Origin of the sequence: Ensifer sp. 4252, from assembly GCF_050434565.1 — a bacterium.
GTDB lineage: Bacteria > Pseudomonadota > Alphaproteobacteria > Rhizobiales > Rhizobiaceae > Ensifer.
Genome location: NZ_JBNDIU010000009.1, coordinates 26,844 through 50,542, shown reverse-complemented (window position 1 = coordinate 50,542; position 23,699 = coordinate 26,844). Strand labels below are relative to the sequence as shown.

Annotated in this window: 23 protein-coding genes and 3 pseudogenes; 7 read left to right on the top strand and 19 right to left on the bottom strand. The window is 60.2% G+C overall.

Annotation, left to right across the window (positions count from 1 at the left end):
- Positions 1-38: 38 nt before the first annotated feature.
- From ABIE33_RS18100 to ABIE33_RS18090, 3 genes and pseudogenes are all read left to right on the top strand, one after another.
- Positions 39-912 (top strand): annotated as a pseudogene (locus ABIE33_RS18100) (SDR family oxidoreductase).
- Between the two features lie 42 nt (positions 913-954).
- The gene (locus ABIE33_RS18095) at positions 955-1,428 is read left to right on the top strand and encodes an AtaL-like protein (protein WP_429127587.1); all 474 of its coding nucleotides are present in this window, start codon (positions 955-957) and stop codon (positions 1,426-1,428) included.
- 69 nt (positions 1,429-1,497) lie between these two features.
- A pseudogene (locus ABIE33_RS18090) lies at positions 1,498-1,763 on the top strand (NAD(P)H-binding protein); the annotation flags it as partial.
- Between the two features lie 41 nt (positions 1,764-1,804).
- Here the strand turns inward: ABIE33_RS18090 and ABIE33_RS18085 are convergent.
- From ABIE33_RS18085 to ABIE33_RS18055, 7 genes are all read right to left on the bottom strand, one after another.
- Positions 1,805-2,332, bottom strand: coding sequence for a haloacid dehalogenase (locus ABIE33_RS18085; RefSeq protein WP_429127586.1), 528 nt, complete (start codon positions 2,330-2,332; stop codon positions 1,805-1,807).
- Positions 2,333-2,360: 28 nt separating this feature from the next.
- On the bottom strand, positions 2,361-3,410 hold the full coding sequence (locus ABIE33_RS18080) for a LacI family DNA-binding transcriptional regulator (RefSeq protein ID WP_429127583.1): 1,050 nt from the start codon (positions 3,408-3,410) through the stop codon (positions 2,361-2,363).
- The gene (locus tag ABIE33_RS18075) at positions 3,407-4,219 is read right to left on the bottom strand and encodes an ABC transporter permease (protein WP_429127581.1); all 813 of its coding nucleotides are present in this window, start codon (positions 4,217-4,219) and stop codon (positions 3,407-3,409) included. The genes ABIE33_RS18080 and ABIE33_RS18075 overlap by 4 nt, the downstream gene beginning before the upstream one ends.
- Positions 4,219-5,040 (bottom strand): ABC transporter permease, encoded by an 822-nt coding sequence (locus ABIE33_RS18070; RefSeq protein ID WP_429127578.1) that lies wholly within the window; start codon positions 5,038-5,040, stop codon positions 4,219-4,221. The genes ABIE33_RS18075 and ABIE33_RS18070 overlap by 1 nt, the downstream gene beginning before the upstream one ends.
- Positions 5,041-5,137: 97 nt before the next feature.
- Positions 5,138-6,271: an extracellular solute-binding protein gene (locus tag ABIE33_RS18065; RefSeq protein WP_429127575.1), complete on the bottom strand. Its 1,134-nt coding sequence runs from the start codon at positions 6,269-6,271 to the stop codon at positions 5,138-5,140.
- Positions 6,272-6,450: 179 nt separating this feature from the next.
- Entirely contained in the window at positions 6,451-7,530 is a 1,080-nt protein-coding gene (locus ABIE33_RS18060; protein ID WP_429127574.1) for an ABC transporter ATP-binding protein, read from the bottom strand.
- Positions 7,531-7,820: 290 nt separating this feature from the next.
- Positions 7,821-8,657 (bottom strand): inositol monophosphatase family protein, encoded by an 837-nt coding sequence (locus ABIE33_RS18055; protein WP_429127571.1) that lies wholly within the window; start codon positions 8,655-8,657, stop codon positions 7,821-7,823.
- 144 nt (positions 8,658-8,801) lie between these two features.
- On the opposite strand from ABIE33_RS18055, the pseudogene ABIE33_RS18050 reads away from it, so the two are divergent.
- Positions 8,802-9,095: pseudogene (locus ABIE33_RS18050) on the top strand (transposase); the annotation flags it as partial.
- Between the two features lie 110 nt (positions 9,096-9,205).
- Here ABIE33_RS18050 and ABIE33_RS18045 read toward each other — a convergent pair.
- The 8 genes from ABIE33_RS18045 to ABIE33_RS18010 form a co-directional block, all read right to left on the bottom strand.
- A complete protein-coding gene (locus ABIE33_RS18045; RefSeq protein ID WP_429127569.1) occupies positions 9,206-10,255 on the bottom strand; it encodes a 4-oxalomesaconate tautomerase in 1,050 nt (349 codons plus the stop codon).
- The gene (locus ABIE33_RS18040) at positions 10,248-10,919 is read right to left on the bottom strand and encodes a 4-carboxy-4-hydroxy-2-oxoadipate aldolase/oxaloacetate decarboxylase (RefSeq protein ID WP_429127566.1); all 672 of its coding nucleotides are present in this window, start codon (positions 10,917-10,919) and stop codon (positions 10,248-10,250) included. Before ABIE33_RS18040 ends, ABIE33_RS18045 begins: the two co-directional genes overlap by 8 nt.
- Positions 10,919-11,650: a PIG-L deacetylase family protein gene (locus tag ABIE33_RS18035; RefSeq protein WP_429127563.1), complete on the bottom strand. Its 732-nt coding sequence runs from the start codon at positions 11,648-11,650 to the stop codon at positions 10,919-10,921. The genes ABIE33_RS18040 and ABIE33_RS18035 overlap by 1 nt, the downstream gene beginning before the upstream one ends.
- Positions 11,651-11,671: 21 nt before the next feature.
- Complete coding sequence (locus ABIE33_RS18030) at positions 11,672-12,640, bottom strand: VOC family protein (protein ID WP_429127561.1); 969 nt, start codon at positions 12,638-12,640, stop codon at positions 11,672-11,674.
- A gap of 3 nt (positions 12,641-12,643) precedes the next feature.
- Complete coding sequence (locus tag ABIE33_RS18025) at positions 12,644-13,651, bottom strand: NAD(P)-dependent oxidoreductase (protein ID WP_429127558.1); 1,008 nt, start codon at positions 13,649-13,651, stop codon at positions 12,644-12,646.
- Between the two features lie 11 nt (positions 13,652-13,662).
- Positions 13,663-15,189 (bottom strand): tripartite tricarboxylate transporter permease, encoded by a 1,527-nt coding sequence (locus ABIE33_RS18020; protein WP_429127555.1) that lies wholly within the window; start codon positions 15,187-15,189, stop codon positions 13,663-13,665.
- A 5-nt stretch (positions 15,190-15,194) separates the two neighbouring features.
- Positions 15,195-15,650 (bottom strand): tripartite tricarboxylate transporter TctB family protein, encoded by a 456-nt coding sequence (locus tag ABIE33_RS18015; protein ID WP_429127552.1) that lies wholly within the window; start codon positions 15,648-15,650, stop codon positions 15,195-15,197.
- Between the two features lie 69 nt (positions 15,651-15,719).
- The gene (locus ABIE33_RS18010) at positions 15,720-16,754 is read right to left on the bottom strand and encodes a Gfo/Idh/MocA family protein (protein WP_429127549.1); all 1,035 of its coding nucleotides are present in this window, start codon (positions 16,752-16,754) and stop codon (positions 15,720-15,722) included.
- A gap of 179 nt (positions 16,755-16,933) precedes the next feature.
- Here ABIE33_RS18010 and ABIE33_RS18005 point away from each other — a divergent pair, with 179 nt between their 5' ends.
- Together ABIE33_RS18005 and ABIE33_RS18000 are read left to right on the top strand one after the other, a co-directional pair.
- The gene (locus ABIE33_RS18005) at positions 16,934-17,971 is read left to right on the top strand and encodes a cupin domain-containing protein (RefSeq protein ID WP_429127547.1); all 1,038 of its coding nucleotides are present in this window, start codon (positions 16,934-16,936) and stop codon (positions 17,969-17,971) included.
- Positions 17,972-18,074: 103 nt separating this feature from the next.
- Positions 18,075-19,328 carry a flavin-dependent oxidoreductase gene (locus ABIE33_RS18000; protein ID WP_429127545.1) on the top strand — a complete coding sequence of 418 codons (1,254 nt, stop codon included), beginning with the start codon at positions 18,075-18,077 and terminating at the stop codon, positions 19,326-19,328.
- Between the two features lie 399 nt (positions 19,329-19,727).
- Here the strand turns inward: ABIE33_RS18000 and ABIE33_RS17995 are convergent, their stop codons facing one another.
- Positions 19,728-20,720, bottom strand: a complete 993-nt coding sequence (locus ABIE33_RS17995; protein ID WP_429127542.1) for an ABC transporter substrate-binding protein — start codon at positions 20,718-20,720, stop codon at positions 19,728-19,730.
- A 158-nt stretch (positions 20,721-20,878) separates the two neighbouring features.
- Between ABIE33_RS17995 and ABIE33_RS17990 the strand changes: the two genes are divergently transcribed.
- Positions 20,879-21,361, top strand: a complete 483-nt coding sequence (locus tag ABIE33_RS17990; protein WP_429127539.1) for a MarR family winged helix-turn-helix transcriptional regulator — start codon at positions 20,879-20,881, stop codon at positions 21,359-21,361.
- 88 nt (positions 21,362-21,449) lie between these two features.
- Here ABIE33_RS17990 and ABIE33_RS17985 read toward each other — a convergent pair whose 3' ends face one another.
- The 3 genes from ABIE33_RS17985 to ABIE33_RS17975 are packed head-to-tail and all read right to left on the bottom strand — an operon-like array spanning position 21,450 to position 23,667.
- Positions 21,450-22,361, bottom strand: coding sequence for a fumarylacetoacetate hydrolase family protein (locus ABIE33_RS17985; RefSeq protein WP_429127536.1), 912 nt, complete (start codon positions 22,359-22,361; stop codon positions 21,450-21,452).
- The gene (locus ABIE33_RS17980; protein WP_429127534.1) at positions 22,358-22,978 is read right to left on the bottom strand and encodes an NADPH-dependent FMN reductase; all 621 of its coding nucleotides are present in this window, start codon (positions 22,976-22,978) and stop codon (positions 22,358-22,360) included. The genes ABIE33_RS17985 and ABIE33_RS17980 overlap by 4 nt, the downstream gene beginning before the upstream one ends.
- Positions 22,975-23,667 (bottom strand): hypothetical protein, encoded by a 693-nt coding sequence (locus ABIE33_RS17975; RefSeq protein ID WP_429127531.1) that lies wholly within the window; start codon positions 23,665-23,667, stop codon positions 22,975-22,977. The genes ABIE33_RS17980 and ABIE33_RS17975 overlap by 4 nt, the downstream gene beginning before the upstream one ends.
- Positions 23,668-23,699 lie beyond the last annotated feature (32 nt).

The following is a 23,699-nucleotide window of genomic DNA, read 5'->3' as shown; positions in this document are numbered from 1 at the left end:
TATTCGGGTTGTCTTCCAACCCAACCCGGAGAGATCTCATGACCATCCTTGTTACCGGCGCTACCGGCACAGTCGGCCGCCAGGCCGTCGAACAGCTCGCCAAGCGTGGCGCCGATGTGCGCGCTCTTGTCCGCGATCCGGCAAAAGCCAACTTTCCGGCAGGTGTCGCCGTCGTGCAGGGCGACCTGCTGGATGTAGACTCTCTACACAATGCGTTCTCTGATGTGTCCACCCTGTTCCTGCTCAATGCCGTGGTCCCGGATGAATTTACCCAGGCGCTGATCGCGCTCAACCTTGCCCGCGAGGCAGGCATTGAGCGGATCGTCTATCTGTCGGTGATCCATAGCGACCTTTATCTGAACGTGCCGCACTTTGCAGGCAAGTTCGGCGTCGAGCGGATGATCGAGCAGATGAGTTTCAATGCTACCATCTTGCGACCCGCCTACTTCATCAACAACGATCTGACGATCAAGGACGTCATCCTCGAACACAGTGTCTACCCGATGCTAATCGGCAGCAAAGGGCTTGCTATGATCGACGCGCGCGATATCGGCGAGATCGAAGCCTTCGAGCTGATCCGCCGCGAGCAAGCGACCCTGCCCCTCCCGCTCAGCCGGATCAATCTCGTCGGTCCGGATACGCTGACCGGTGGGGCCGTAGCCGCCATCTGGTCGGAGGTGCTGGCTCGCCCGATCGCCTATGGTGGCGATGACACCATCGGGTTTGAGCAGAACCTCAGAAACTTCATGCCAAACTGGATGGCCGGCCTACGATATGCGCTTGATGAGCGAGCGCTTTCTCAGCGACGGAATGCTCCCTGAGGCTGGCGATGTCGAGCGTCTGACCTCACTTCTCGGGCGTCCACTCCGCTCCTATCGCGACTTCGTCTCTGAAATTACAGCTTCGGCCTAATAACACGGCGCAGCACGCAACCTTACAATGAGGAAACCGACTATGATCTATTCAACGGCAACTATACCGGTCAATCCGGTTGGCGAAACCGCGCTGACCCGCTCGCAGGCATGGGCTGGCCTGGTAATGAAGGCTCGCGACGCCCGCGAGTTTCTTCCAGCCAATCTCTGCACCCGCTGCGAGGTCGTGGAGGAATGCGCGACGCATATCATACGTGAAGTCACGATCTCAGGTCAGGATCTGCGAGAAATCATCACCTTCGAGCCGGAAAGCAAAGTTACCTTTTTCCAGGTCACCGGTCCACGCGAAGGCGCGATCGTCAATGAGCTGTTCGAGGACGAAGCCGGCGCGCTTCAACTTCGGTTTTATTGCTATATCGGCCTGCGCGGCAAGGAGCCGAATGGCCCTGAAGAGCAGGCCGAACAGGCCTGGATGGACGGCGACAAGGGCTACAAGACCGCTCTTTTGTCGACGCTGAAGCGGACCCACCAACTGCTCGGAGAGGGCAGGCTCTGACCTTCACCAGAAGCCGAAGAAACGGGACTCCCTCTTGAGGGGCTCTCGCCTTAAAAGAGGAATGAAGCTATGACTAATACCGTAACCGATATCGTGCCGCATCACTCAAAGATCCTGGTTCTTGGAGCAACTGACATGACTGGCCGTTTAATCGTCAGCCAGACGCTGGCGCGAGGACATGATGTCACCGCGTTCGTGCGTTCCTCCGACAAGAGACGTGGTCTGAAGGGCGCAAAGCTCGCCGTCGGCGATGCCCGCGACTAAACAGCATGCGCCATGCTCTCAAAGGCAGGGATGCCGTTGTCAGTGCACTCGGCACGCCGGCCAGCCCGTTTCCCTGAGTTAGTGGAGGATTGGTCAATGCTACAATCCTGTCTCAGGCGCAGGATTGCAGCGCATGCCGTGAGGTGACCGTCCAATCCGCAATTGGGATGCTCTGCGCCGACGCAGCGACAACGACGGAATTGAACGTGACCCTGCGGCCGGTCATCGTGCGCGAAAGTGTTGCGATGGTCGCATCCTTCGCTTCGCCGGGTGGAACGCCATAGGCGAGAGATATATGCGGAGTAAAAGACGCGATGTCCCCTTGGCCGAAAACCTCGACAGCACACGCCTTCAATGCCAGCAGGTCTGAATGCCTGGCAAAGGCTGCGTAGAGCGATCGGTAGAACATCGTCGTGCCGACGATGTCGGCGACAGGGCACGTAAAGGTAGCGCGCCCCGAGACCACTCGGTCAACCAATCGAGCGAGCTCATCGCTTCCTCGCGGCATGTCCTCCATGAGAGTGAGATGCGGGACGAAGACCTCCGTTTCGAACTGCGCACCAAGGCTGGTCACGATGTCGCGGAAGTAGTCGAGATCGTCTGCGGCAGGCATCAGCCAAATGGAATGGAAATCGCTCATGCAAATCAGTTCCTAGGAATACCGTTGTTCAGCCAATAGTTCGCCCATTCTCGAGCGGTTTGACCGTGTTGCGGAAGATCAGCGGTAGATCGAGCTGGCTGACGATCGATGGCGCCCCCGGGTCTCTCAAACGCGCCTCAAGCACGCGGATGATCTCAGACGCCAATCTATCGGCATCCTGTTGGAAAGTCGTCAGTCGATACGCTCCCCACCGCGCCTCGGGTACGTCGTCGAATCCGATCACAGAGAGATCATTAGGGACCGAAACGCCGAGCACGTTTCGGGCATAGTCGATCAAACCGAAAGCCATGAGGTCGTTGACGCAGAATGCACCTTCGACGGCCCGAGCCAACAAGGAGGATGCTGCGAGATAGCCGCCGTCATAGTCGGTTCGGTCAGCACGTTCGACGATGATCTCAAGGCCGAGTTCGCCAGCGCGCTGAATATAGGCGCGCTCTCGCTCGATTAGGTTCGGACTGCCGACATGCGATGTAACAAGACCGATACGGCGCATACCGCGCGCAGCGAAGACTTGCACCGCCGTTTCCGCCGCCCGCGCATTGTTGACGCGCACGTGATCAGGCCCCTCCTCGTTGCGGCCAACCGCAATAAGCGGTTGCCCATTGCGTTGTGCGAGTTCGATAAAAGCCTTCGAGGGCATGCCGGAGAGAACGATCGTGGCCTCCGCCCGGTAACGCAACAGCGTCGCATGCGAGGCTTGTGAGGCCGTCTCGGACGTATCGGTCGGGATGAGCACCGGGACACGACCGCGCTCGACCAGCTGTCGCGACAGCGCCGAAATCTGAAGGGTCCGAAATGGCGTCTCCGGGTCGGAAGCAATCATGCCGACGAGCTGGCTGCGGTTTGCAAGCAGGCCGCGCGCCAGGTCGTTGACCTGATAGCCGAGCTCTTCGGCCGCCTTCATGACCTTTTCCCGCGTCGCTTTCGATACGCTCGCTCCGTGGGTGAACGTTCGTGACACCGCGGAACGGGAAACGCCGGCCCTTTCCGCCACCTCGTGCGCGCTGATGTAGCGCGGAAGATCGTCTTCCTCCGCGCCATCGCTTCCCTGATTCATCGCCCCACCTTCGACAGCACGTCCGCCCTGAGGAAACGCTCAACCACGAACATGAACGCGATTGACGGCACCAGCAAGATGAGGGCGGTGATCGAAGCTATCTGATAATTGCCACCGGAACCGGCGGTATAGAGCAGAAGCGGCAGGGTAGAAATATCCGGTGCACCGACGAAATAGGTGCCGGTGAACTCGTCGAGTGATTCCAGGAAGACGAAGATGGCGCTGGCCAGCAAGCCGGGTGCGGCGATCGGAAGCGTCACATCGAAAAAACCTCTCAACGCCGACGCCCCCATCGAACGGGCCGCCTCCTCCAGCTCTCTGTCAATGGCGGAAAAGGCAGCCGTCGCAATCCAGACTGCATAGACAAGCCCGTGCGTGACATGCACCAGAACGACCCCGAGCACCGTGCCGTTCAATCCGATCTGATAGAAGATGCGGGCAATGTTGACGTAGACCGGCAGGTTGGGGAAGGCTTGAGGGATCAGGAGGATCAGCAAGATCAGGCCCCGAAACGGCAACCTGAGCCTTGCGAGCGCGTAGCCGGCCGGGATGGCAAGGCCGATGGAAACGATGACCGTGAGCGATGCTATGACGACGCTCATGATCAGCGACGTCGTCGCGTTGCCCCGCGGCGAAAAGACATTCACCCAGTAAGAAAAGCCATATTGCAGCGGCAGCGCGTGGGGAAAATACCACCGCTCGGCGACCGCCCAAAGCAGCAGGTTCGTCAGCGGTCCGAAGATTGCGAATGCAAGCAATCCCAGACCGAGGCCACGAGGAATCCAATAGAGATCGAAGCGGCGCTCCATCAGCGGTGCTCCTTCATTGTTTGCCTGAGGTAGACCCAGGCGACGACACTGGTTGTCAACAGGGAAATCACACCGAGCGCATTGGCCACGCCGTAATCGCCGTAGGCGTTGATCCGGAAAGCCATGTTCGCAGTGATCATGGTCGGCGACTGCGCATTGATCATCATCGGCACGGACAGCACCGACATCATGGTGACGAAACTCAGAATAAGCCCCACCATCAATGTCGGCAGCACCTGCGGCAGGATGATCTCCACAAGTATGCGGAAACGCCCAGCGCCGAGGTTTCGGGCAGACTCGATCGTCGATCGGTCGAGCGAAGCCATGGCCCCAGCCAGCAGCAGGGTGACGAATGGCGTCTGCTTCCAGACAAAGGCGATGACGATGCCGCGCCAGTCGAGGAAGCTCATCGTCTGCGATGCGGAGAGGACCCCGCTTTCGACCAGCATGCTGTTCATCAAGCCGTTCTTGGCGAGAAATGTGCGCAGCACCTGACCGACGACGATGAAAGGAACGAACAGCGGCCATCGATAGAGCCACCGAAGAATAGCCACGGCGCGCGGGTTCGAACCAAGTGTGAGGTAACCACCGATCGCCACCGACATGAGGCCGATCAGGGCCGATGAGAGCGTGACAATGACGAGGGTAAACAGCACGTCGCCGCTATAGAGTTCGAACGCCTTGACGAAATTGCCCAGTCCGAAGCTGCCGGCCACATCAAACGCGCCCGTGATCGAACTGAAAAGCGGAACGATGAACAGCAGCAGCACGACGGCAAGCGTCGGCGCGACGAGAAGAAGACCAATGATGTGGATCGGCATGTGGTCACCCGGTTGCGACTGCGCGGCGCTCCAAGAAAGGATCACCGGCGGATAAAGTGAAAGGCGTCGCGGCTGGTGAGCCGCGACGCCCGCTGGATCAGTTGCCGACCTGACGCTCGTAGGCTTCCAGGATCGCCTTGTTGTAGGATGCGATCGGGAACGCCTTGCCGTTTGCGGCGAGATCCTCGGGCGAAATGTCGGTGAACAGCTTGGCCCATGTCTCCTTGTCGAGTTCGGCTTCCACATGCTTGGCATCGATGCCGGGATACCAGTTGAAGCGCTTCACGATTCCTTCGGCCTGAACCTTCGGGCTCGTGGCGAGATCGACGAACTTTTCGGCCAGCTCCTTGTTCGGGCTTTTGGCCGGGATGACATAGTGCATCGGCTGGCCCGGCATACCGGGGGACGGAAGCACCAGCTTCATTTCCGGCGGCAGCTGGCCGCTGGCCTTCCAGGAATAGAACATGTCGACCCAAACCGGGCCGATGGCGATCTCGCCACGGCTCAACATGTCGAGCGTCCCGGCGTTGCCGGGGGTGAGCGTTGCGTTGGTGGAGAAATCCTTGAGCTTGGCGAAGGCATCGGACCATTTGGCTCCCTCCGCCTCATCAAAGGGACCGTTGATCAACTTGTCAGCGTCGCCGCTGAAAGCATAGACCCAGCCCATGACGAAGCTGACGCCAGAGGCACCCCCCTTGATGCCGTTGTACCCGAACTGCTTGGGATTTTCCTTGGCCCACGTTACCAGTTCTTCGTAGCTCTTCGGTGGGTTGGCAACGAGAGCAGGGTTGTAGGCGAGCGCTGTCTGGCTGTTGAACATAGGCATAACGAAGCCGTCGACATTCGCACCGAGCGCCATCTTGGCATTGCCACGCGTCACGAGTGCGCCACTTGCGATCTTGCCCCGATAATTCTCCAGATACCCTTGTTCGACGATCGGTCCGGCAAACTTTTCGTGAACCACCGCAACGTCCGCGTCCCAGGTCTGCGTTCCTGCCTTCGACTGAGCCTCGAAGCGTTCAAGAATCTTCTGCGAGCCGGCATCTCCCGGTCCGGTGCCGACAGCGCGCACGGTATTGCCGGGGTTTTGCGCTTCAAACAGCGGACCGAGGTACTCGTTGATGTAGTCAACCATGTTCTGATCGCCGGCAGTGATCACTGTCAGCTCTGCCGCCATTGACGACGAGGTGGTTACGGCAAGCACAGCCGCCGCACTAAGAAATGCTCTCATCACAAAAACCTCCCAATGTGTGATAGTCAGTTCAGTATTTCTCGCGATCGACAGTTCGCACCACGAAGACCGCGTCTCTCAGATGAGCGCTGAATGCTGGCGCCTCACCTGCAGCGGAAGAGGCCAGGAAGGCCGCCCCCGCCCTGTGGAGGCCTCCCGCCTCCCCGCACGCCGTCACACTAGGTTCGGGCGAATATGAACAGTGCATCCTCTGGTACACGCACAAGAACGGTGCTTCCGGTTTCAAATGGTCGCTCCGCATCAACGATCAGCTTGCTCGAACCGAGCATGACGACATGCCGCCACGTTCCGCCCGGATAGCTGGATTGCTCAACGATACCCTTCAGCGCCAGTGAACCTGTAGATGCGGTGAGAGCCGTGTCATCTGCGGGCGCCAGATCAATGGCCTCGCTGCGGAACCTAGCAATGGCCCTGCCACTGGCAGCAGTACGGCCCCTGGCCGAAAGGGATGCGGCGCCATTGTGCGGCCCTTCGGCGACCTCGATCCGGTCGCCACTCACGTGGACATCAAGGTCGATGATATTTTCCGCGCCCATGAAGGCGGCAACGAAGTCGGACTCGGGACGGTTGTAGACCTCCTGCGGCGTTCCAGCCTGCGCGAGATCGCCGCCGTTCATGATGACGATCCGGTCAGCCATAACCATGGCTTCCTCGCGATCATGGGTGACGTGCACCGCTGTGATACCGAGCCGACGTTGCAAGGCACTGATCTCATGGCGGACTGTCAGCCGGATGCGAGCATCAAGATTGGATAGCGGTTCGTCGAGCAACAGAATCTCGGGATTGATAGCCAATGCCCGACCCAGTGCCACACGTTGGCGCTGACCTCCCGAAAGAGCGGCCGGTTTACGCTGACCGAGCGCATCCAGGCCCAAAAGCGCTTTCATCTCCGCCACACGCGCTGCCGCCGCTGCATTCGGCGCCCGCCTGAGCTTGAGCCCGTAGCCGATATTCTGGTCGACCGTCATATGCGGCCACAGGGCATAGGACTGAAACACCAGAGCCATGCCCCGCTTGTCCGGCGGCTGTCGGGTTACGTCGCGGCCACCGACCCTTATCGCGCCGCTCGTTGGCGCATTGAAGCCGGCGATCGTGCGTAAAAGCGTGGTCTTGCCGCACCCCGATGAACCGAGCAGTGCAACGAACTCGCCCTTGGCAACTGAGAGATTGATCCCCTTTAGGACTTCCACTTCGCCGTAGCGAACGCGCGTTTCAGCAATTTCCAGAAATCCACCCATAGTCCCCTCCCAAGGTCCGCTGGACACTCTCTTTGCACAGCCGTGCAATCACATCAAAACATCAACTTCTTCAGTGCGCAAGAGCAAAACCACAATGCCCAGCAATATGATCTCGTGACCTTCCCGTTCGCGCTGGACACGAGCAATCGCTCGGCGAAAGCCGGTTGGCTTTCGCAAAGAGTTAGCTGAACAGCTTTTTTGTGGGCCGTGCAAAAGTAGCCAAACCACGGTTCCCACAGGCCGCGCTCCACCCTTGTCACCAGGAGACACCTAGACGCGGATGACGACTTCTAGATGGCCTGCCCCATCTCAATTCGACCTTCGCCCTGAATAACATCCTCACGCTCCGCGAGCACTATCCCGGTCACATTGCTCAGTACCGCCGAGATCCGAGGGGCAGATGCGAGAACCGGACCTCCGGCCTCCAGCGTGCCAAGATCCAAAAACGGGCAGACCCGTCCGCCCGCCTCCTCCACCAGCAAGAGCCCGGCCAAACAGTCCCAGCTATTCATATGGATTTCGGCATAACCGTCACTTCGTCCATCTGCGACATAGGCCAGCCCAAGCGCCCCAGATCCCGCTCTTCGGGCATTGAAACCGGTGTAGAGCAAGGCATCGAGGATCGTCATGTAGCTGGCGTTTGGGACGCGCGCTGACCAGCCGAACTCGATCGAGGCGACTTGAGGCGCGGGCGTCTGAGCAGTCTGGATGGGTCGATCATTCAAGGTCGCCCCCGACCCACGCCGCGCGAAATACATCTCGTTCAGCGCCGGATTGTAGATGGCACCAATTTCCGTCCTCCCTTGCGACACGAACGCTATGGAAACGCAGAAATGGGGAATGTTGCGAGCAAAATTCGCCGTACCATCAATTGGATCGACGACCCAGATATTGTCACCCGACTGGCCTCCGGTTTCCTCGCCGAAGAAGGCGTCTTCAGGATATTCTGCCGCCAGTTGCTGACGGATGAACGTTTCGCATAAAGCGTCGGTTTCCGTGAGATAGTCCTGCGGCCCCTTGATCTCTATCTGTCTTGAGGCGCCGAAGCCTTGCATCACGATTTCGCCAGCCGCTCGAATGAGACTTCGCAAGAAGATCGCCCGCGATTCAAGACTGTTGGAATCCAATTTCACGCCCCCACCGCTATTATCACATCTCAAGCTTTCTGCACAGCTGTGCATTGTATGTCAAGACCATATGGGGCGGCTGGCGTGATCGCGCGTCAACGACTCCCCGTTCATCGAAAAGGCAAGGATCGCGCTGTGAGCGGTGGCTCGCAGTTCACCTCCATCGACTTCACCGCGGTGTTGAAGAAGGCCGAAATCGCCATCTCGATGGATGGCAAGGGTGCGTGGCGGGACAACGTGTTCGTCGAACGGCTCTGGCGTTCGATCAAGTACGAGGAAGTCTACCTCCACTCCTACAAGACCGTGTCCGAGGCCTGCGTCGGCATTGGCAGATATCTGACCTTTTACAATAGCCGACGCCCACATTCATCCCGTGACCGGCAGACGCCAAGTCAGGCCTACTTCAACGCGCTGGCACCAATGATGGGGGCGGCATAATCGAGGCGGTTAGCGAAACGCCCAAAACTGTTCAGACAAACCGAACCACCTCTGCCATCGCCCGTGCTGAGACTTGAGAGCCAAAGGCGATGTAGAGCCTGGCGCAATCCTCAATAGACCCGGCCATCGAACAGCTTGCGGGCCGTGCGCAATATGGCCGCGCTCCGGACAGTTCCGGCGTCTATTTCCAGAATGACCGAAGTCTCGCCTTCCGGATGCCCGACTGCGATCGTCTTCATCACGCCATCGGGAATGACGGCAACCCGATTTGCCGGCGAGCCGGGCAAAAGGGCCGCGGACGCGACACTGACTGCGCCAAAGACGCCGATGGCGGCGTGACAGCGGTGCGGGATGAAGGTCCGGGTGGTGAGCGCGTAGCCGGCTTGGGAATGGGCGACCAAGGTCATCTTGGGGACTGATTTCAGTGCAACGTCTCCTAGGTTCATCAAGGGACCGGCTTTCAGGCGGATTTTCTCGAGCCGCACCTTGAGGGTCTCGTTGGTGTCGAGTTCGGCCGGCGTCTCCTCGCCGGAAATACCCATGTCGGCGGCGGCGAGCACCACAACGGGCATGCCGTTGTCGATCAACGTGACCTCGATACCGTCGATCGTATCGACCGCATTTCCAGTCGGCAGCAGCGCGCCACAGCTGGACCCCGCGATATCCCGGAACACGAGCGGAATCGGCGCCGCCGTGCCCGGCACGCCGCTGATGGCCGCATTGCCCACATAGATCGGCTTTCCTCCCTGCGTGAGAACGGTCGCCGTCGCCACTTCACCGGTGTTTTCCATAAGGATTGTCACCTGCGTTTCGGTCCCGGTCGCAGCGACCAATCCGCGTTCGATGGCGAAAGGAGCGACAGCCGCCAGAATATTGCCGCAGGGCTGGGCGTCGGTGACGACAGCTTGCTCGACAAAGACCTGCAGAAACAGATAGTCGATATCGACGTCTTCCCGAATTGACTTCCGGACCACAGCGACCTTCGACGTCAGCGGGTTCGCGCCGCCTATACCGTCTATCTGGCGCGCGTCGGGTGAACCCATGACGTGGAGAAGGAGCGCATCGCGGGCCTGTGGGTCGGGCGGCAGATCTTTCGCGAGGAAGAACGCCCCTTTCGAGGTGCCGCCGCGCATCCACATGCAAGGCAGACCGTCAGACATATTTGAGCCCCTTTGCCGAGAGTTTTTCGCGCATGCCGTAGACATCGAGACCGAGCTCCCCCGCGATGAAGCGAGCTCGGTTATTCGCCTCCTTCTCTTCGCGCGCATGGGCGGCGGCGAGCACGTCACCGGCCGTGTGCCGTGGCACAACGCAGACGCCGTCGTCGTCGGCGACGATCACGTCGCCGGGGTTCACCAGTGTTCCCGCGCAGACGATGGGGACATTCACGTCTCCCAGCGTCTCCTTGACCGTGCCCTGCGAGGAAATATAGCGGGACCAGACGGGGAAGCCCATTTCCTGCAGTTCACGGATGTCGCGGCAGCCCGCCTCGATGATGAGGCCACGGACGCCGCGCTCCTTGAGCGCCGTCGCGAAAAGCTCGCCAAAATAGCCGGCGTCGGAAGGCGATGTCGGTGCGACGACCAGGATGTCCCCTGCCCGTGCCTGCTCGACGGCCACATGGATCATGGTATTGTCGGCCGGTGCAACGGAGACGGTGACCGCGTTTCCTGCAATTCGCCCGCCGGGATAGATCGGGCGCATGAAGCTCTGCATCAGGCCGACACGGCCTTGTGCCTCATGCACGGTCGAGACCCCTGATTTGGCGAGGCCATCGACAAGTTGGAGCGACGTGCGCTCGATGTTCTGGACGACGACCGGCATCAGAGTTGATCCACCGTGCGCGGGAATACGGACTGGAAGCCTTCGGCGTATTTCGCGGCACGCCCGCCCGATTGGCCACCGGAGTTGCGGGTGAAGTGGTTGGCGCGGTTCTCGGCGACACGGGTGTAGTATTCCCACAGATGCTCCTGGCCGAGCATGCATTCGATCGCCGCGCGCTTCTTTTCCCAAACCGGTGTGATGTCGAGGAAGACATCCGGTTTCCAGTTCATCTGCTCCGTCTGGTGCGGCTCGAACAGGTAGAGCTGCGGAGCGCCGAGCACTTTTTCGCCTGGATTGTGCCCCCAGGCCTGGGCAATCATCCGGCATTCCAGTGCGACGCTGGTCGCGTACATATGGTCGGTATTGTAGGGGTCGTATTGCGAGTGGCTGAGCATGAAATCCGGCTGCACCGCGCGGATGACATCGATCAGTTGGTCCTTGGCGGCGCGGTCCATTTCAAGTGGATAATCACCGAGATCGAAAAACCGGATATCATGCACATCGAGCGCGCGCGCGGCGTTCTCGGCCTCCTTGCGGCGCTCGGCCTTGACTTTCTCAAGCGTCATCTCCGGCTTCTTCCAAAGCTTCGCGCTCTCGCCGCGTTCGCCGTATGACAGGCACACGACGGTCACGTCGTACTCAAGCTGCTGATGCAGCGCGATGGCGCCGCCGCAGCGCCAGACGAAATCGGCGGAATGAGCGCTGACGACCAGCGCGGTTTTCTTGGTCATGATCCTGTCCCTAGCTTGCGATCAATGTTCGGCCACCGGCGGGGTGCCATGGGTATGAAAGCTCTCGATGGTTTTGAGCCCCCAGGCCTGGCCCTTCCGGCGCTCCGCTTCGTTCCAGATAACCGGCTGCCAATCGGGCGCCAGAACGAGGCGTGCGCCGGCGTTGGCCACTTCGACGCGGTTCCCCGCCGGTTCGTAGACGTAGAGAAAAAAAGTGCCCTGGACTGCGTGCTTGTGCGGGCCGGTCTCGATGAACACTCCATTCTCCAGGAAGATGTCGGCCGCCCGCAGCACTTCCTCGCGGCTATCGACGGCATAGGTGACATGGTGGAAGCGGCCTTTCGTCCCGGTATGATCGCCGGTATAGGCGAGGTCATAGGTCTTGTTGTTGACCGTGAACCAGCAGCCCATCACATCGTCCTCGCCAAAGACGATCTGCTCGGTGATGCGACTGCCGAGGGCCTTCGGAATGAAGTCGCGGATTGCCTTGACGTCGGAGGCAAGCAGGTTGACGTGGTCGATGCGGCGCACGGCAGCGCCACGCCCATGGAAGCGCTGCGCAAGGTTCTTGAGTGCCGGGGCCTCGGATGCCGGTGGTTCGTAGCGGCGCGTATCGTAATAGATCTCGAATACATGATTGTCTGGATCGCAAAAGCGATAAGCGCGGCCATGGCCGAGATCGCCTTCGGTCCAGCCGATACCGGCGCCAAGCGCTTCGATCGCTGTCACGCGGCGCTGCAATGCCGCCTCGCTGGTGCAGCGATAAGCGATGTGGCCGACGCCGGTCGTTTTGGCCGTCGTCAGCTTGAGCGAATGGAACTCGTAATCGTCCCAGCCGCGCAGATAGACGCTGTCGCCTTCGCGGCCACTCTCGGTCAGCCCGTAAACGTTGACGAAAAAATCAAGGCTCTTCTCGGGTTGGTCGGTAAACAGTTCGACATGGGCAAGATGGGCGATATCAAAACAGGGTTCGGTCAAGTTGATCTCCATTCGCTAACGGTCCTCGAACGGGAAAACGCCCGGTTCCGGGATGAAGTTGTCGGCAAAGCCTTGGATAGCGGTCATGCCCATCGTCCATCGTGCTTCCTCCGATCCGGCGCCGATATGCGGCGTCGCAATGAAGTTCGGCAGGCCAAGGAGGACATCGTCCTCGGGCGGCTCCACCGCGAAAGCATCGATGCCGGCCGCAGCGATGCGCCCGTCGGCCAGCCGATCACGCAACGCTGCCTCGTCGATGATGCGGCCGCGGGCGGTGTTGATCAGCACGCAATCCGGCCGGAGGCGATCGAGCACTTCAGCGGTGTAGAGCCAGCGGGTCTTGTCGGTGACTTGAAGATGGATCGACAGGACTTCCGAACGCTCCAGCAGTTCGTCGAAGGAAACAGCGCGTACGCCGTGCTCGTCGTAGAAGGCTGAGCGATCCCTGATGTCGTTGCCCAGGATTTCGCAGCCGAAGGGTTTCAGGAGCCGGATGAATTCCTGCCCGATCTCGCCCACACCGTGCACGCCGACCACCCGCCCGGAGAGCTGGCGTCCTATGCGCTGCAGCGGACGCTCTCCGGCACGCATGGCGAGGTTGCAGGCGCCGACATGGCGCAGCGCCATCAGCGCCATGCAGAATGCCAGTTCCGCCACCGAGCGTTTGTTGATGCCCGGCGTCCAGCCAATACGCACGCCATGGCGCTTCATCGCCGCGGGTTCGATCTTGTCTAGACCGACGCCAAGCTTTGAAACGACGCGTAACGCGGGAAGTGCCGAGAGCACGCGGTCGTTGATGGGTTCGAATGATACGATCGCCGCCTCGCAATCGGCGAGATAGGCGATCGTATCCTCTTCCGAGCGGTAGACAGTCACCCCTTCGGTGTTGACGCGCGCATCCGGATAGAGCGTCCTCAGATGCGCGACCAGACCGGCATGCTGGCCAAAGGAGACCGCCGGCACGGCGACGCGCCGGACAGGTCCCATTCCGAGGCTGCGGTCGGGAGTGGCCAAACCGTGCATGGCGGTTCTCCTCACGAAATTGCCGAGGCCGCTGCTGCTGCTCTCCTCATCGCACGCTTCTTGCGCAGGGTGCTGAAGGCTTGGAACAGAAACATGCTAGCCGTGATCGCCAGGATCGAGGCGCTGATAGGCCGGTCCAGGAAGCTCATGAAGCTGCCCTTGGAGATCAGCATCTCCTTGCGCAGATGCTCTTCCATCATCGGTCCGAGAACGAGGCCGAGAAGGATCGGGGCAACCTCGAAGCGCAGAAGCCTCAGCCCATAGCCCATGGCGCCGAAGAATAGCACCTGGCCGATGTCGAAGACCGAATTGCGGATCGTGTAAACACCGATGCAGATGAACACGACGATCGCCGGCATCAGATATTTGTAAGGTACCGTCACAAGTCGCACCCACACGCCGATCATTGGCACGTTGAGGATGAGCAGAAGGATGTTGCCGATAAGGAAGCTCATGGACAGGCCCCAGAACACTTCCGGGTGCTCTGTAAGAAGCTGAGGACCTGGCACGACGTTGTGAACCATCAGAGTGGCCAGCATCAGCGCCATTACCGCGTCGCCGGGGATGCCGAGCGTGAGCGTCGGGATGAAGGCCGTCTGGACATTGGAGTTGTTGGCGGCCTCGGGCGCGACGATGCCTTCTATGGCACCGTGGCCGAAACGCTCCGGCGTCTTGGAAATACGCTTTTCAAGTCCGTAGCTGAGGAAGGTCGCCGCCGTGCCGCCGGCGCCCGGCAACGCTCCGAAGATGCTGCCAATAAAGGTGCCGCGGCAAATCGGCCAAATCGACCGACGGATATCGTCGCGCGTCGGGATCATCGAGCGCAGGGTGATGTCCTTGGCGCCGATGACGCGACGGTTCAGGCTACCCGCATTGCGAATGATCTCCGGCACGCCGAACAGGCCGAGCGCCATGGCGACAAGGCTGACACCGTCATAGAGGTCGGGCATGCCGAAGGCGAAACGGACCTCACCGCTGGACACGTCGGTTCCGAACACGCCGAAGAGCAGGCCGAGTGCAATCATTGCAAAGGAACGGAATGGCGCGGCCGTTGCAAACAAGGCCGAAGCGACGAGGCCCATCAGCATCAGGCCGAAATACTCCGCCGAGCTGAATTGCAGGGCGATATCTGCCAAGGGCGGCGCGAGCGTCACGAGGATGACCATGCCAACGATGGAGCCGACGAAGGAGGCGATGGCGGTCATGAACAGGGCAACGCCGCCGCGACCGGCGCATGTCATCGGATAACCGTCAAGACAGGTGACGGCCGCCATTGGAGTGCCGGGCAGGTTGAGCAGGATCGACGCGGTCGAACCGCCATAGGCCGAACCGTAGAAGATGCCCGCGAGCATGATCAGTCCGGTGGCCGGCTGGAGATGGAAGGTGATTGGCAAGAGCAAAGCGATGGTCGACATTGCGCCTATGCCGGGCAAGACGCCGATGAGTGTGCCAAGCGCGACGCCGAGCGTGCAGTATAGCAACGCTTCCGGGGTGACCGCGAATTGCAGGCCGAACAGGATATTGTTCCAGAAATCCATCGCCTTCAGCTCCGACCGATTGCCTGGACGGGCACGCTAAGCCCGTAGACGAATACCAGGGTGGCGAAGACCGACAGTGCGATCGCCAGCAGCATCGCGTTGCGCACCGACAATTCCGGTTCGGCGCGCGTCGATACCATCACCGAGGCGAAAACCGCCGGCATCATGCCGGCATTTTCGATAAGGGCCGCGAAGACGGCGATTGCCGGCAGCACGGTGACAATGCCGCGCACGTGCGGCGTGTCGGGCGGTAGCGCGCCCTTGAGGCGGCCCTCGAAGAAGATGATGCCGAGGCCGAAACAGAAGATCGCAAGCGCGATGACGGCCGGATAGAAACCTGGCCCCATGCGGTGGAGTGTCCCCATCGGATAGCGGAACGCCTCCCATAGAGAGAAAAGGCCCACTGCGGAAACGAGTCCTCCCGCAAACCATTCGGTCTGATTTATTCCACGAATACGCATGTTTTCCTCCTCATGCATGTGGACGAGCGCGACCGGCCGATGCTCCTCCCAGCGGTCGCATGTCCGATCTCATTTCTTGGCGCCGGCCAGGCGATAGGCATCGTCGGCAAGTTTGACCGCGCGCAGGCAGTCGAAGACGCTGACGGCGGGCGCCTGCCCGCTCTTCCATCGGGAAAGCGCCTCTTCCAGGATGCGGTGGGACGGATTGCCATCCGGCAGACCCGGCATGACTTCTTCGCTGCGGGCGGAGACCAGTTTCAGCTGACCGTCCTTGGCGGTAAGCATCGCATCGGAACCACAGATCTTCATTTCACCATCGGCCCCGTCCAGCAGCTTGTCGGTGCCCCCGGCCTTGATGCCCTCAGTGGTCAGGCGCGGAAAGGCATTGCCGACCTCCAGCGTGCCGAGGACGCCGCTTTCGGAGCGGAACAGAACCGAGGCATAGTCCTCGACCTTTTCGCCGAGCGCGCGGGCGCTGATCTGCGCGCCAATCACCTCCACCTCCTCGCCGGTCAGCGCGTGAAACAGATCGAACCCGTGTGTGCCGAGATTGCGCAGGGCGCCTCCCCCGGAAGCCTCGGGATCGAGCATCCACGGAGAATCCCACGCCACGTAGCGGGCCGAGGAGAAGCGGTTCATGCGCACGTAGAGATGACTGAGGCGACCGAAGCGATCTTCGGTAGCCAGTTCCCGCGCTTTCAGGAAGAAAGGGGAAAGGCGCAGCGGCATCGGGATGGCGGCATAGCCGTTCAGCTCCCTTGCTTTTTCAGCGATGCCAGCCACTTCGGTGGCGTTCAGTCCCATCGGCTTTTCCATCAGGAAGGGATAGCCGTTGTCGAGCAGGTGGTGCGCCACGGCGGCCATGCGATCGTGGCGGCCGAGCGCCAGAACGAAATCCGGGCGCGTTTCTGCCAACATATCCTTGTAGTCTGAATAGACCCTCAGACAGCTCACCTCAGCGCCCCGGCGCGCGGCGATGCCGAAATCGTCGTCCTGGATGGCCGCGATCTCCACACCATCCATTCTTTGAAGCTGCCTTAGGTAAGCGGGATCGTAGAGAGCGTGCCAATGGCTGACGCCGATCGCCGCGACGCGAACATTCATGCCTTCCTCCTCCTTGGCCATAAGCAGATACTAATACTCCTGCACATCGCCTCACCTCCACCCCCACAACGGGATCGCTCTCGTTTTCGGCGGTTGACTATTGATTGGTATACTGATAATAGGCCTACATTGCAAGTGTGAAATTATATGCGCACCGCATTTCCAGGGAGGAAGATGATATGACAGCCAATGTCGCAAACCCGACACCATCGCAGCAGGCCGGGCTCGTTGAGGCGCTTGCCGAACACCACGTCCAACCACTGTGGGATCGCTACAAAACGCTGAACACCCGCGAGCCGCAGTACTACGAGCCGATGATATGGCCTTGGGAGGTAATGGAAAAACTCGTCGAGCGGGCATGCAATGAAGTGAGCATGGAGGAAGCGGAGCGACGCGCGCTACTGTTCTGCCACCCGGCGTTCCCTGGAACCGTCTTTACCACGCCGACCCTGTCCGGCGCGCTGCAGGTGCTCGAGCCTGGCGAATCTGCGCACGCGCATCGCCACACCCTGGCCGCGCTCCGGCTGGTCATGGAAGGCGATGGCGCCGAAACGATCACCGACGGCAAGGTGTGCCCGATGATCCCGGGCGATCTCATACTGACGCCCGCCTGGGCCTGGCACGAGCATCGGCACAACGGCACGAAGCGGATGGTGTGGTTCGATGGCCTAGACTATCCGCTCTCACGCTTCTACGGCACGGTGTTCTTCGAGGTCGGACCAGGACCGATCCCGGATCGCGGGCTTGCCAACATGGCCGACGAAGCATTGTCCGTTGCAGGGGTGCTGCCTGACGGCGACAAGGATGCCGTGCCCTACTCGCCGCTGTTTCGATATCCGTGGAGCCAGGTTTCGCAAGCCCTGAGCGCACTGATCCCCGCCAGGGACGGATCCCGCCTGGTCCGCTATACCAACCCGGTCGATGGCGGCCCAGTGATGCCTACCATCGATTGCTACGCGCTGAGGCTCGACGATGGCGTTCGCACTACCCCTGCCCGTAGCACAGCAACCGCAATGGCCGTTGTTATCGAAGGCGAAGGTGAGACCAGGATCGGCGAACGAACCTTTACTTGGAAGAAAAACGACGTCTTCACCCTGCCCCGTTGGCAGTGGATCGAACACAGCTCGACCGGCGCTCCAGCGACGTTATTCCTGATGACCGACCGCGAACTCACGAAGCGAATCGGCCATCTTCGCGAGGAGAAAGCTCAAGACTGACAGCGAGAGTGTCATCGGGGCCGTGGGGAGCGGCCTCGGTGGACAGCGATGGTAGGCGCGTGCGCTGGCTCGGTGGAAACGGGCCTGCGCTCAAGGAGGATTTATGTCGAAAAATATGGAAGTTCTCGTGATCGGAGCCGGCATCGGCGGGCTCACCATGGCTCTGGCGCTCCACAAGGCCGGCATTACGTGTCGGGTCTATGAAGCGGCTCCGGCCTTCAAGCCGCTGGGTGTCGGCCTCAACCTATTGCCGCACGCCATCAAGGAACTGGATAAATTGGGACTCGTCCAAAGGCTTCTCGCCAAGGGTATCGAGACCGGCGAATACTGTTTCTACACCCGTCACGGCCAACTGGTTTACCGCGAGCCTCGAGGCCGCGCCGCCGGATACGAAGTTCCGCAGATCTCTATCCATCGAGCCGACCTGCATCAGGTGTTGTCCGAGGCCGTCTACGAGCGAATGGGCCAAGACGCGATCGTGCTCGGACACAGGAACGTCATGCTGGATCAGAACGAAACGGGTGCCATCGCGCATTTCATCGATACCCTGACCGGCGAGCCCCTGCCATCCGTTCGCGGTGCCATCGCGATCGCCTGCGATGGCGTGAACTCCGTCACGCGTAGCACAATGCACCCCAAGGAAGCCAAACCGCGGTACGAAGGTACGACGCAGTACCGCGGTTCGACCGTCTGGAAACCATTCCTGACCGGCCGCTCCATGCTCTATTTCGGCACCTACGAAACCGGCAAGCTGATCATCTATCCCATGCGAGACAATGTAGATGATGAAGGGAACCAGTTGATCAACTGGGTCGTCGAAATCTCGCGCGATGATCTGCTGACCCGTGACTGGAACAAGACCAGCAATGTCGAAGAGTTCATCAAGCATTTCGAGCACATGAAATTCGACTTCCTCGACGTGCCGGGTGTGCTGCGCGGTGCCAAGGTCATCCTCGAATATCCGATGATCGATCAGGATCCACTTAGCCATTGGACCGAGGGGCGCATAACGCTGCTTGGCGATGCGGCACACCCGATGATGCCGCGCGGTTCCAACGGATCAGCCCAGGCGATCATCGACGCCAACACGCTTGCAGCGGAACTGGCCGCCGGCACAGACCCCCGGGACGCGCTCAGAGCCTATGAGGCCAAGCGTCTGCCGGCAACCTCGTCCGTCGTCATGGCCAACCGCGGTCAGGCACCCGACGCCATTCTGCGTGTGGTCGAGGAGAGGACCGGCGGCCGGCCTTTCGCCAAGATCGACGACGTCATTTCCCAGGAGGAATTGGTCGAATGGCAGGAGAACTACCGCAAGCTCGCAGGCTTCCGTGCACAAGATCTGAAGGCAGGAGCGTAGCTGCAGTCAATCCTGTCTGCAAACGGCCGATGCCACATGGGCCGAAGCAATCTCATCCGTAGGCGCCACTCTCCGCGTTGGTCGGATAGGATTTGAGCAGCCGGCGGGTAGGATCGGCGGCGTGACGGCGCCGCCGATCTTCACCGAACTCCACTCGGTTTGATGGTTCGTTCACTCGCCTGTCATGATGTTCGCTGCCCAATTCTTCGCCACGATCCTCGAACGCCGCCATCTGTTGTCGAACGATCACGCAGCCTTGGGAAGGATCGACTGAAAGTAACAATCCGGGTGATGACGCTGCCTCTGTGGGCCACGGCTTTTCGCGGGACTCAGATTTATCCTTAGCAAGCGGCCCGCACGATCCGGCACGCGCCGGAACGTACGGGCTTGTAGGTCGGCTCAAACGGATGCTGCTTCCAGCGTCTCGGGCGCGAAAAGCTCGTCCACTGCAACAAGTCGCCGCGACAGCCCCTGCTCATGATGGTAGCGCAGGAATGTCTCCAACGCTTGCCGATTGCCAGCCAATCCGTAAGGCCACCACGCGTCCCCCATCTCGCGCTTCGTCTCTTCGACATGGCTCATCAGCCAAGGCAGCATGACGGGCAACGCGGGCGCATCTCCGAGTTGATCGTAAATCAGCTTCTGCGATGCCGTGAAGGCCTTTTGCAGCGACTGTGCGATCCACCGGTTCGCCTGATACACGTCGCGACGGATGACGACGGTATGCATCATTGGGAAAATCCTCGTGCGGCGGAAGTAATCGCGCTCCGCCGAGCCGAAGTCGGGAAACAGTCGGGCCACCGCATCCGGTCGTGAGAAGAACGTCGATGGTGCGCGCGGCGACACGAGCGCATCGATTTCTCCGTCGACCAGCATCCTGGCCAGGGTTTGCTCAGTCCCGATCGGAGTAACCGAGATGTCTGCAGGCAGGTCGATCTTGATTTTTTCCTTACGGCCCGGCGCTTCTATGCCACCCGTAAAATGCGTGACACTGCGCGCGTCGACGCCGTAGTCGTCGGACAGGATGCCTCGGATCCAAACAGGCGCCGAGAGCTGGTACTCCGGCGCACCGATGCGCTTGCCGATCAGGTCGCGCGGATCGCGAATACCGCTCTTTGTCGAGATGTAGATACCGGAGTGGCGGAAGAAGCGGGATGGGAATACCGGGATCGCGATGAAGGGCGGTTCGTCCCATGTAAGCGATACCACGTAGGACGACATCGACATTTCAGACACATCGAATTCGCGGTGTCGCATCATACGGAAGAACATCTCTTCCGGGCCCATGGCCAGAAAATTGAGATCGATCCCGTCTGCCTGAACCGTCCCGTCGGCAAGTGCCGCCAACCGGTCGTAGGCTCCCGCAGCCAGCGTGATTTTGAGCTTCGTCACAGCATTTCCTCCTACCTGATTTTAATTGGTGTACATATGATATATCTACCATTTATTTTAGGAAGATGCAGCCAAAAATTGCAGGAATCACCGATAGGCGCTATGCTGATTAATTGACAACCAACTTTCTAAGCGCGAGCAATCACAGAGGATTTCTTATGTCCCTCGAGAACTTCTATGGCCGGCCAGGGCATCTGGTCCGGCGCCTCAACCAAATTTCCGTTGCGCTCTTTATCGAGGAGGCGGGCGACCTCGGACTGACGAACGTGCAATTCGCCGCTCTGAATATGATCCGGGAACTGCCGGGAATAGACCAAGTCACGTTGAGTGACCGGATCGCCATCGATCGGACAACCATTGTCAAGGTACTCGATCGGCTCGTCGAGAAAGGATTCGTCACACGAGACCGCTCGCGCGAGGACCGCCGCACCAACGTGTTGAACATCACAAGTGCCGGCATCGACGTGTTGAACAAGATTCTGCCGAGGCTTGACGTCAGCGACGCCCGCATCCTTGAACCCCTTGCCCCGCAGGACCGCGATAAATTCATGGAGATGCTGACGCGGCTCGTGCACGTGAACAATACATTCAGCCGTGCGCCATTGAACAAGCGGCCGGACTCCGCATCGGAAGAGGCCTAGCCCACGCCAGAACTCCCAGGCCGGGCCGCCCCTTGTGGCCGGCTCCGACCCTCCTGAGGAACTGGTAAGACCAGTCCGGCGGAATGCGCTAGTGCAGCCGGGATATGCCGCCCAACAACGGCTGCGGTTGCGGGTTCTGCCATGGCTGATACGCGCGCACCGCAACCTCCATCTCGCCGAGATCCTCGCAGGCCGCCACCAGATTGTCGCCGGGTCGGATCGGCCCAACACCTTGCGGCGTGCCGGTGAAGATCACGTCGCCAGGATAGAGCGTATAGTGCCGCGAGGCGAAGGCGATGATGCCGGCGGCAGACAGTTTCATATCGGCGGTGTTGGTCGCCTGACGGACGATGCCGTTGACCGTGAGCCTGAGCTCAAGGTGATCCGGATCGATCAATTCGTCGGCCAGCGTCAACCAAGGGCCAAGAACAGAGTAGCTGTCGAAGGATTTGCGGAAGCTACGGTCTGCGGCGCCGCGAAGCGTAATGTCGAGGCCAAGCGCGTAGCCGGCGACATAGTCAAGCGCAACGTCCTCGCCGATGTCGGACGCGGTTCGACCGATGACGACGGCGAGCTCGACCTCATGGTCAGTGCGTTCGTCGGTGAAGCGCTGCGCGATGCCTTCGGACGCGCCGACCAGCGAAGATGTAGCCTTCAGGAACAGTCCCGCCCGTTTGATATCGGGAATGTCATGGCCGGGTGAGACATTGCTGGCATGCATTTCATCGATATGCGCCTGGTAATTGACGGGCGCTCCGATCAATTTGCCGGGTCGAAAAACCGGCGACAGCAATTTTGCCGTGCCGACTGGAACCCAAGGCAGATGCGATAGGTCGCCATCCAGCACATCGGACAATTCGCCGAGCCCGGCGATCAGTGGATCGCTCCAGCGCAGGGCCGCATTGCATTTTTCGATGCGACGGGCCGGGGCGGTTATGTCGATGATCCGATCGTCCTTGATCAGACCCACCTGGTTATCGTTGAAGCGGCAGAGTTTCATGCCAATGTCCTTTGAAGCGGAACGCGCGGGACAGGCGCGTCGGAACGCAACCTGTCTGTGACAAAAACAAGCCGCTTGACCAGCGCGCTGACGCTTGCGCGTGCCGCATCGGTCGTCAGGTGGCCGTCTGCATCAAACGCCTCGCGAGCGTTCGGAATGTTGACACGCTCAGGCAGCACGATCGTGCCCATGCTGCTGAGGATGTCGCGCAGATGCGCCATTTGGCGCAGAGCGCCGAAGTACCCCGTCGTGCAGCCCATGATACCGGCAACCTTGCCGGAGAAAGCGACCTTCTCCGCCAGACCATCGTCTGCGCGAGAGACCCAATCGAAGGTGTTCTTCAACAGGGCCGACACGGAGCCGTTGTTTTCGGGCGATGCGATCAGAAAGCCGTCGTGTTCCATGAACATGCGCCGGAGCAGCCGTCCATTGGGTGTCGTGCCGTCACGGCGCTCTTCATCGGCGTGATATACCGGCATGGTGAATTCGTTCAGGTCGATCAGCGTCACGGTCGCGCCGAGGTCCCGCGCCTGGGCGGCGGCCTCGCTGGCCAAAAGCTTGTTGAACGACCCCTCGCGGGCGCTGCCGGAAAAGGCAATGATTCTGGGTCCGCTCATCGGGTGCTCCTCTTCATTTCGCTGTCTTCCAAGAGATGCGCAAGGCGATAGCGGTCCGCGAGAGGTGTCGGCGCCGCACCCGCCCCGATCAATGCGGCCGGACTGAATTTCCCCTTGGCCAAGTCGTCCAATGCCGTAGCGTCATAGGCTTCCAGGATCAGCACCCAGTCCTCGCTGTCATCAGGCCTTTGTCTCAGTTCGCGTTCCTTCGTCTCGGGCCGGACGGTTTCGGTTTTTTTCAACAGATGCGCGCCGACAAGGCCAGGGCACGTGCCGAGATCTGAGAGCTTCTCGGACAGGAACTGCGTCAATGCAGCCTCATATCCTGGCAGCGCGGAAAGCCGCACCGTCAGAACCTCGCTACCCACTCCCGCACCGGCAGTTGTGGCGACTTCGCACAGTGTGCGGTTGACGTTTAGGACTCTCTTCATGGTACGCGCGGTCCAATCACTTGGATTGTTGAGCCGTGCGAGATAGCCCGAGGACGTCATCACATCGAGATCCTCAACTTCGTAAATGACGAAGTAGTGGGCAAGCGTTGCATCGAGTGCCGCGCACCTTCGACCGCGCAGAAAACCGTCTATGCCGACCCGTTCGGGCAGATGCTCATGCGAATGCCAATCGTCGTGCGCCTCACGGTCCTGCATCGTCGTCCAGAGAACGACTGCCGCCTTGCCGGTCAATGCCATGCTTTCACTCCCACTCTCCTGCCAGGTAACTT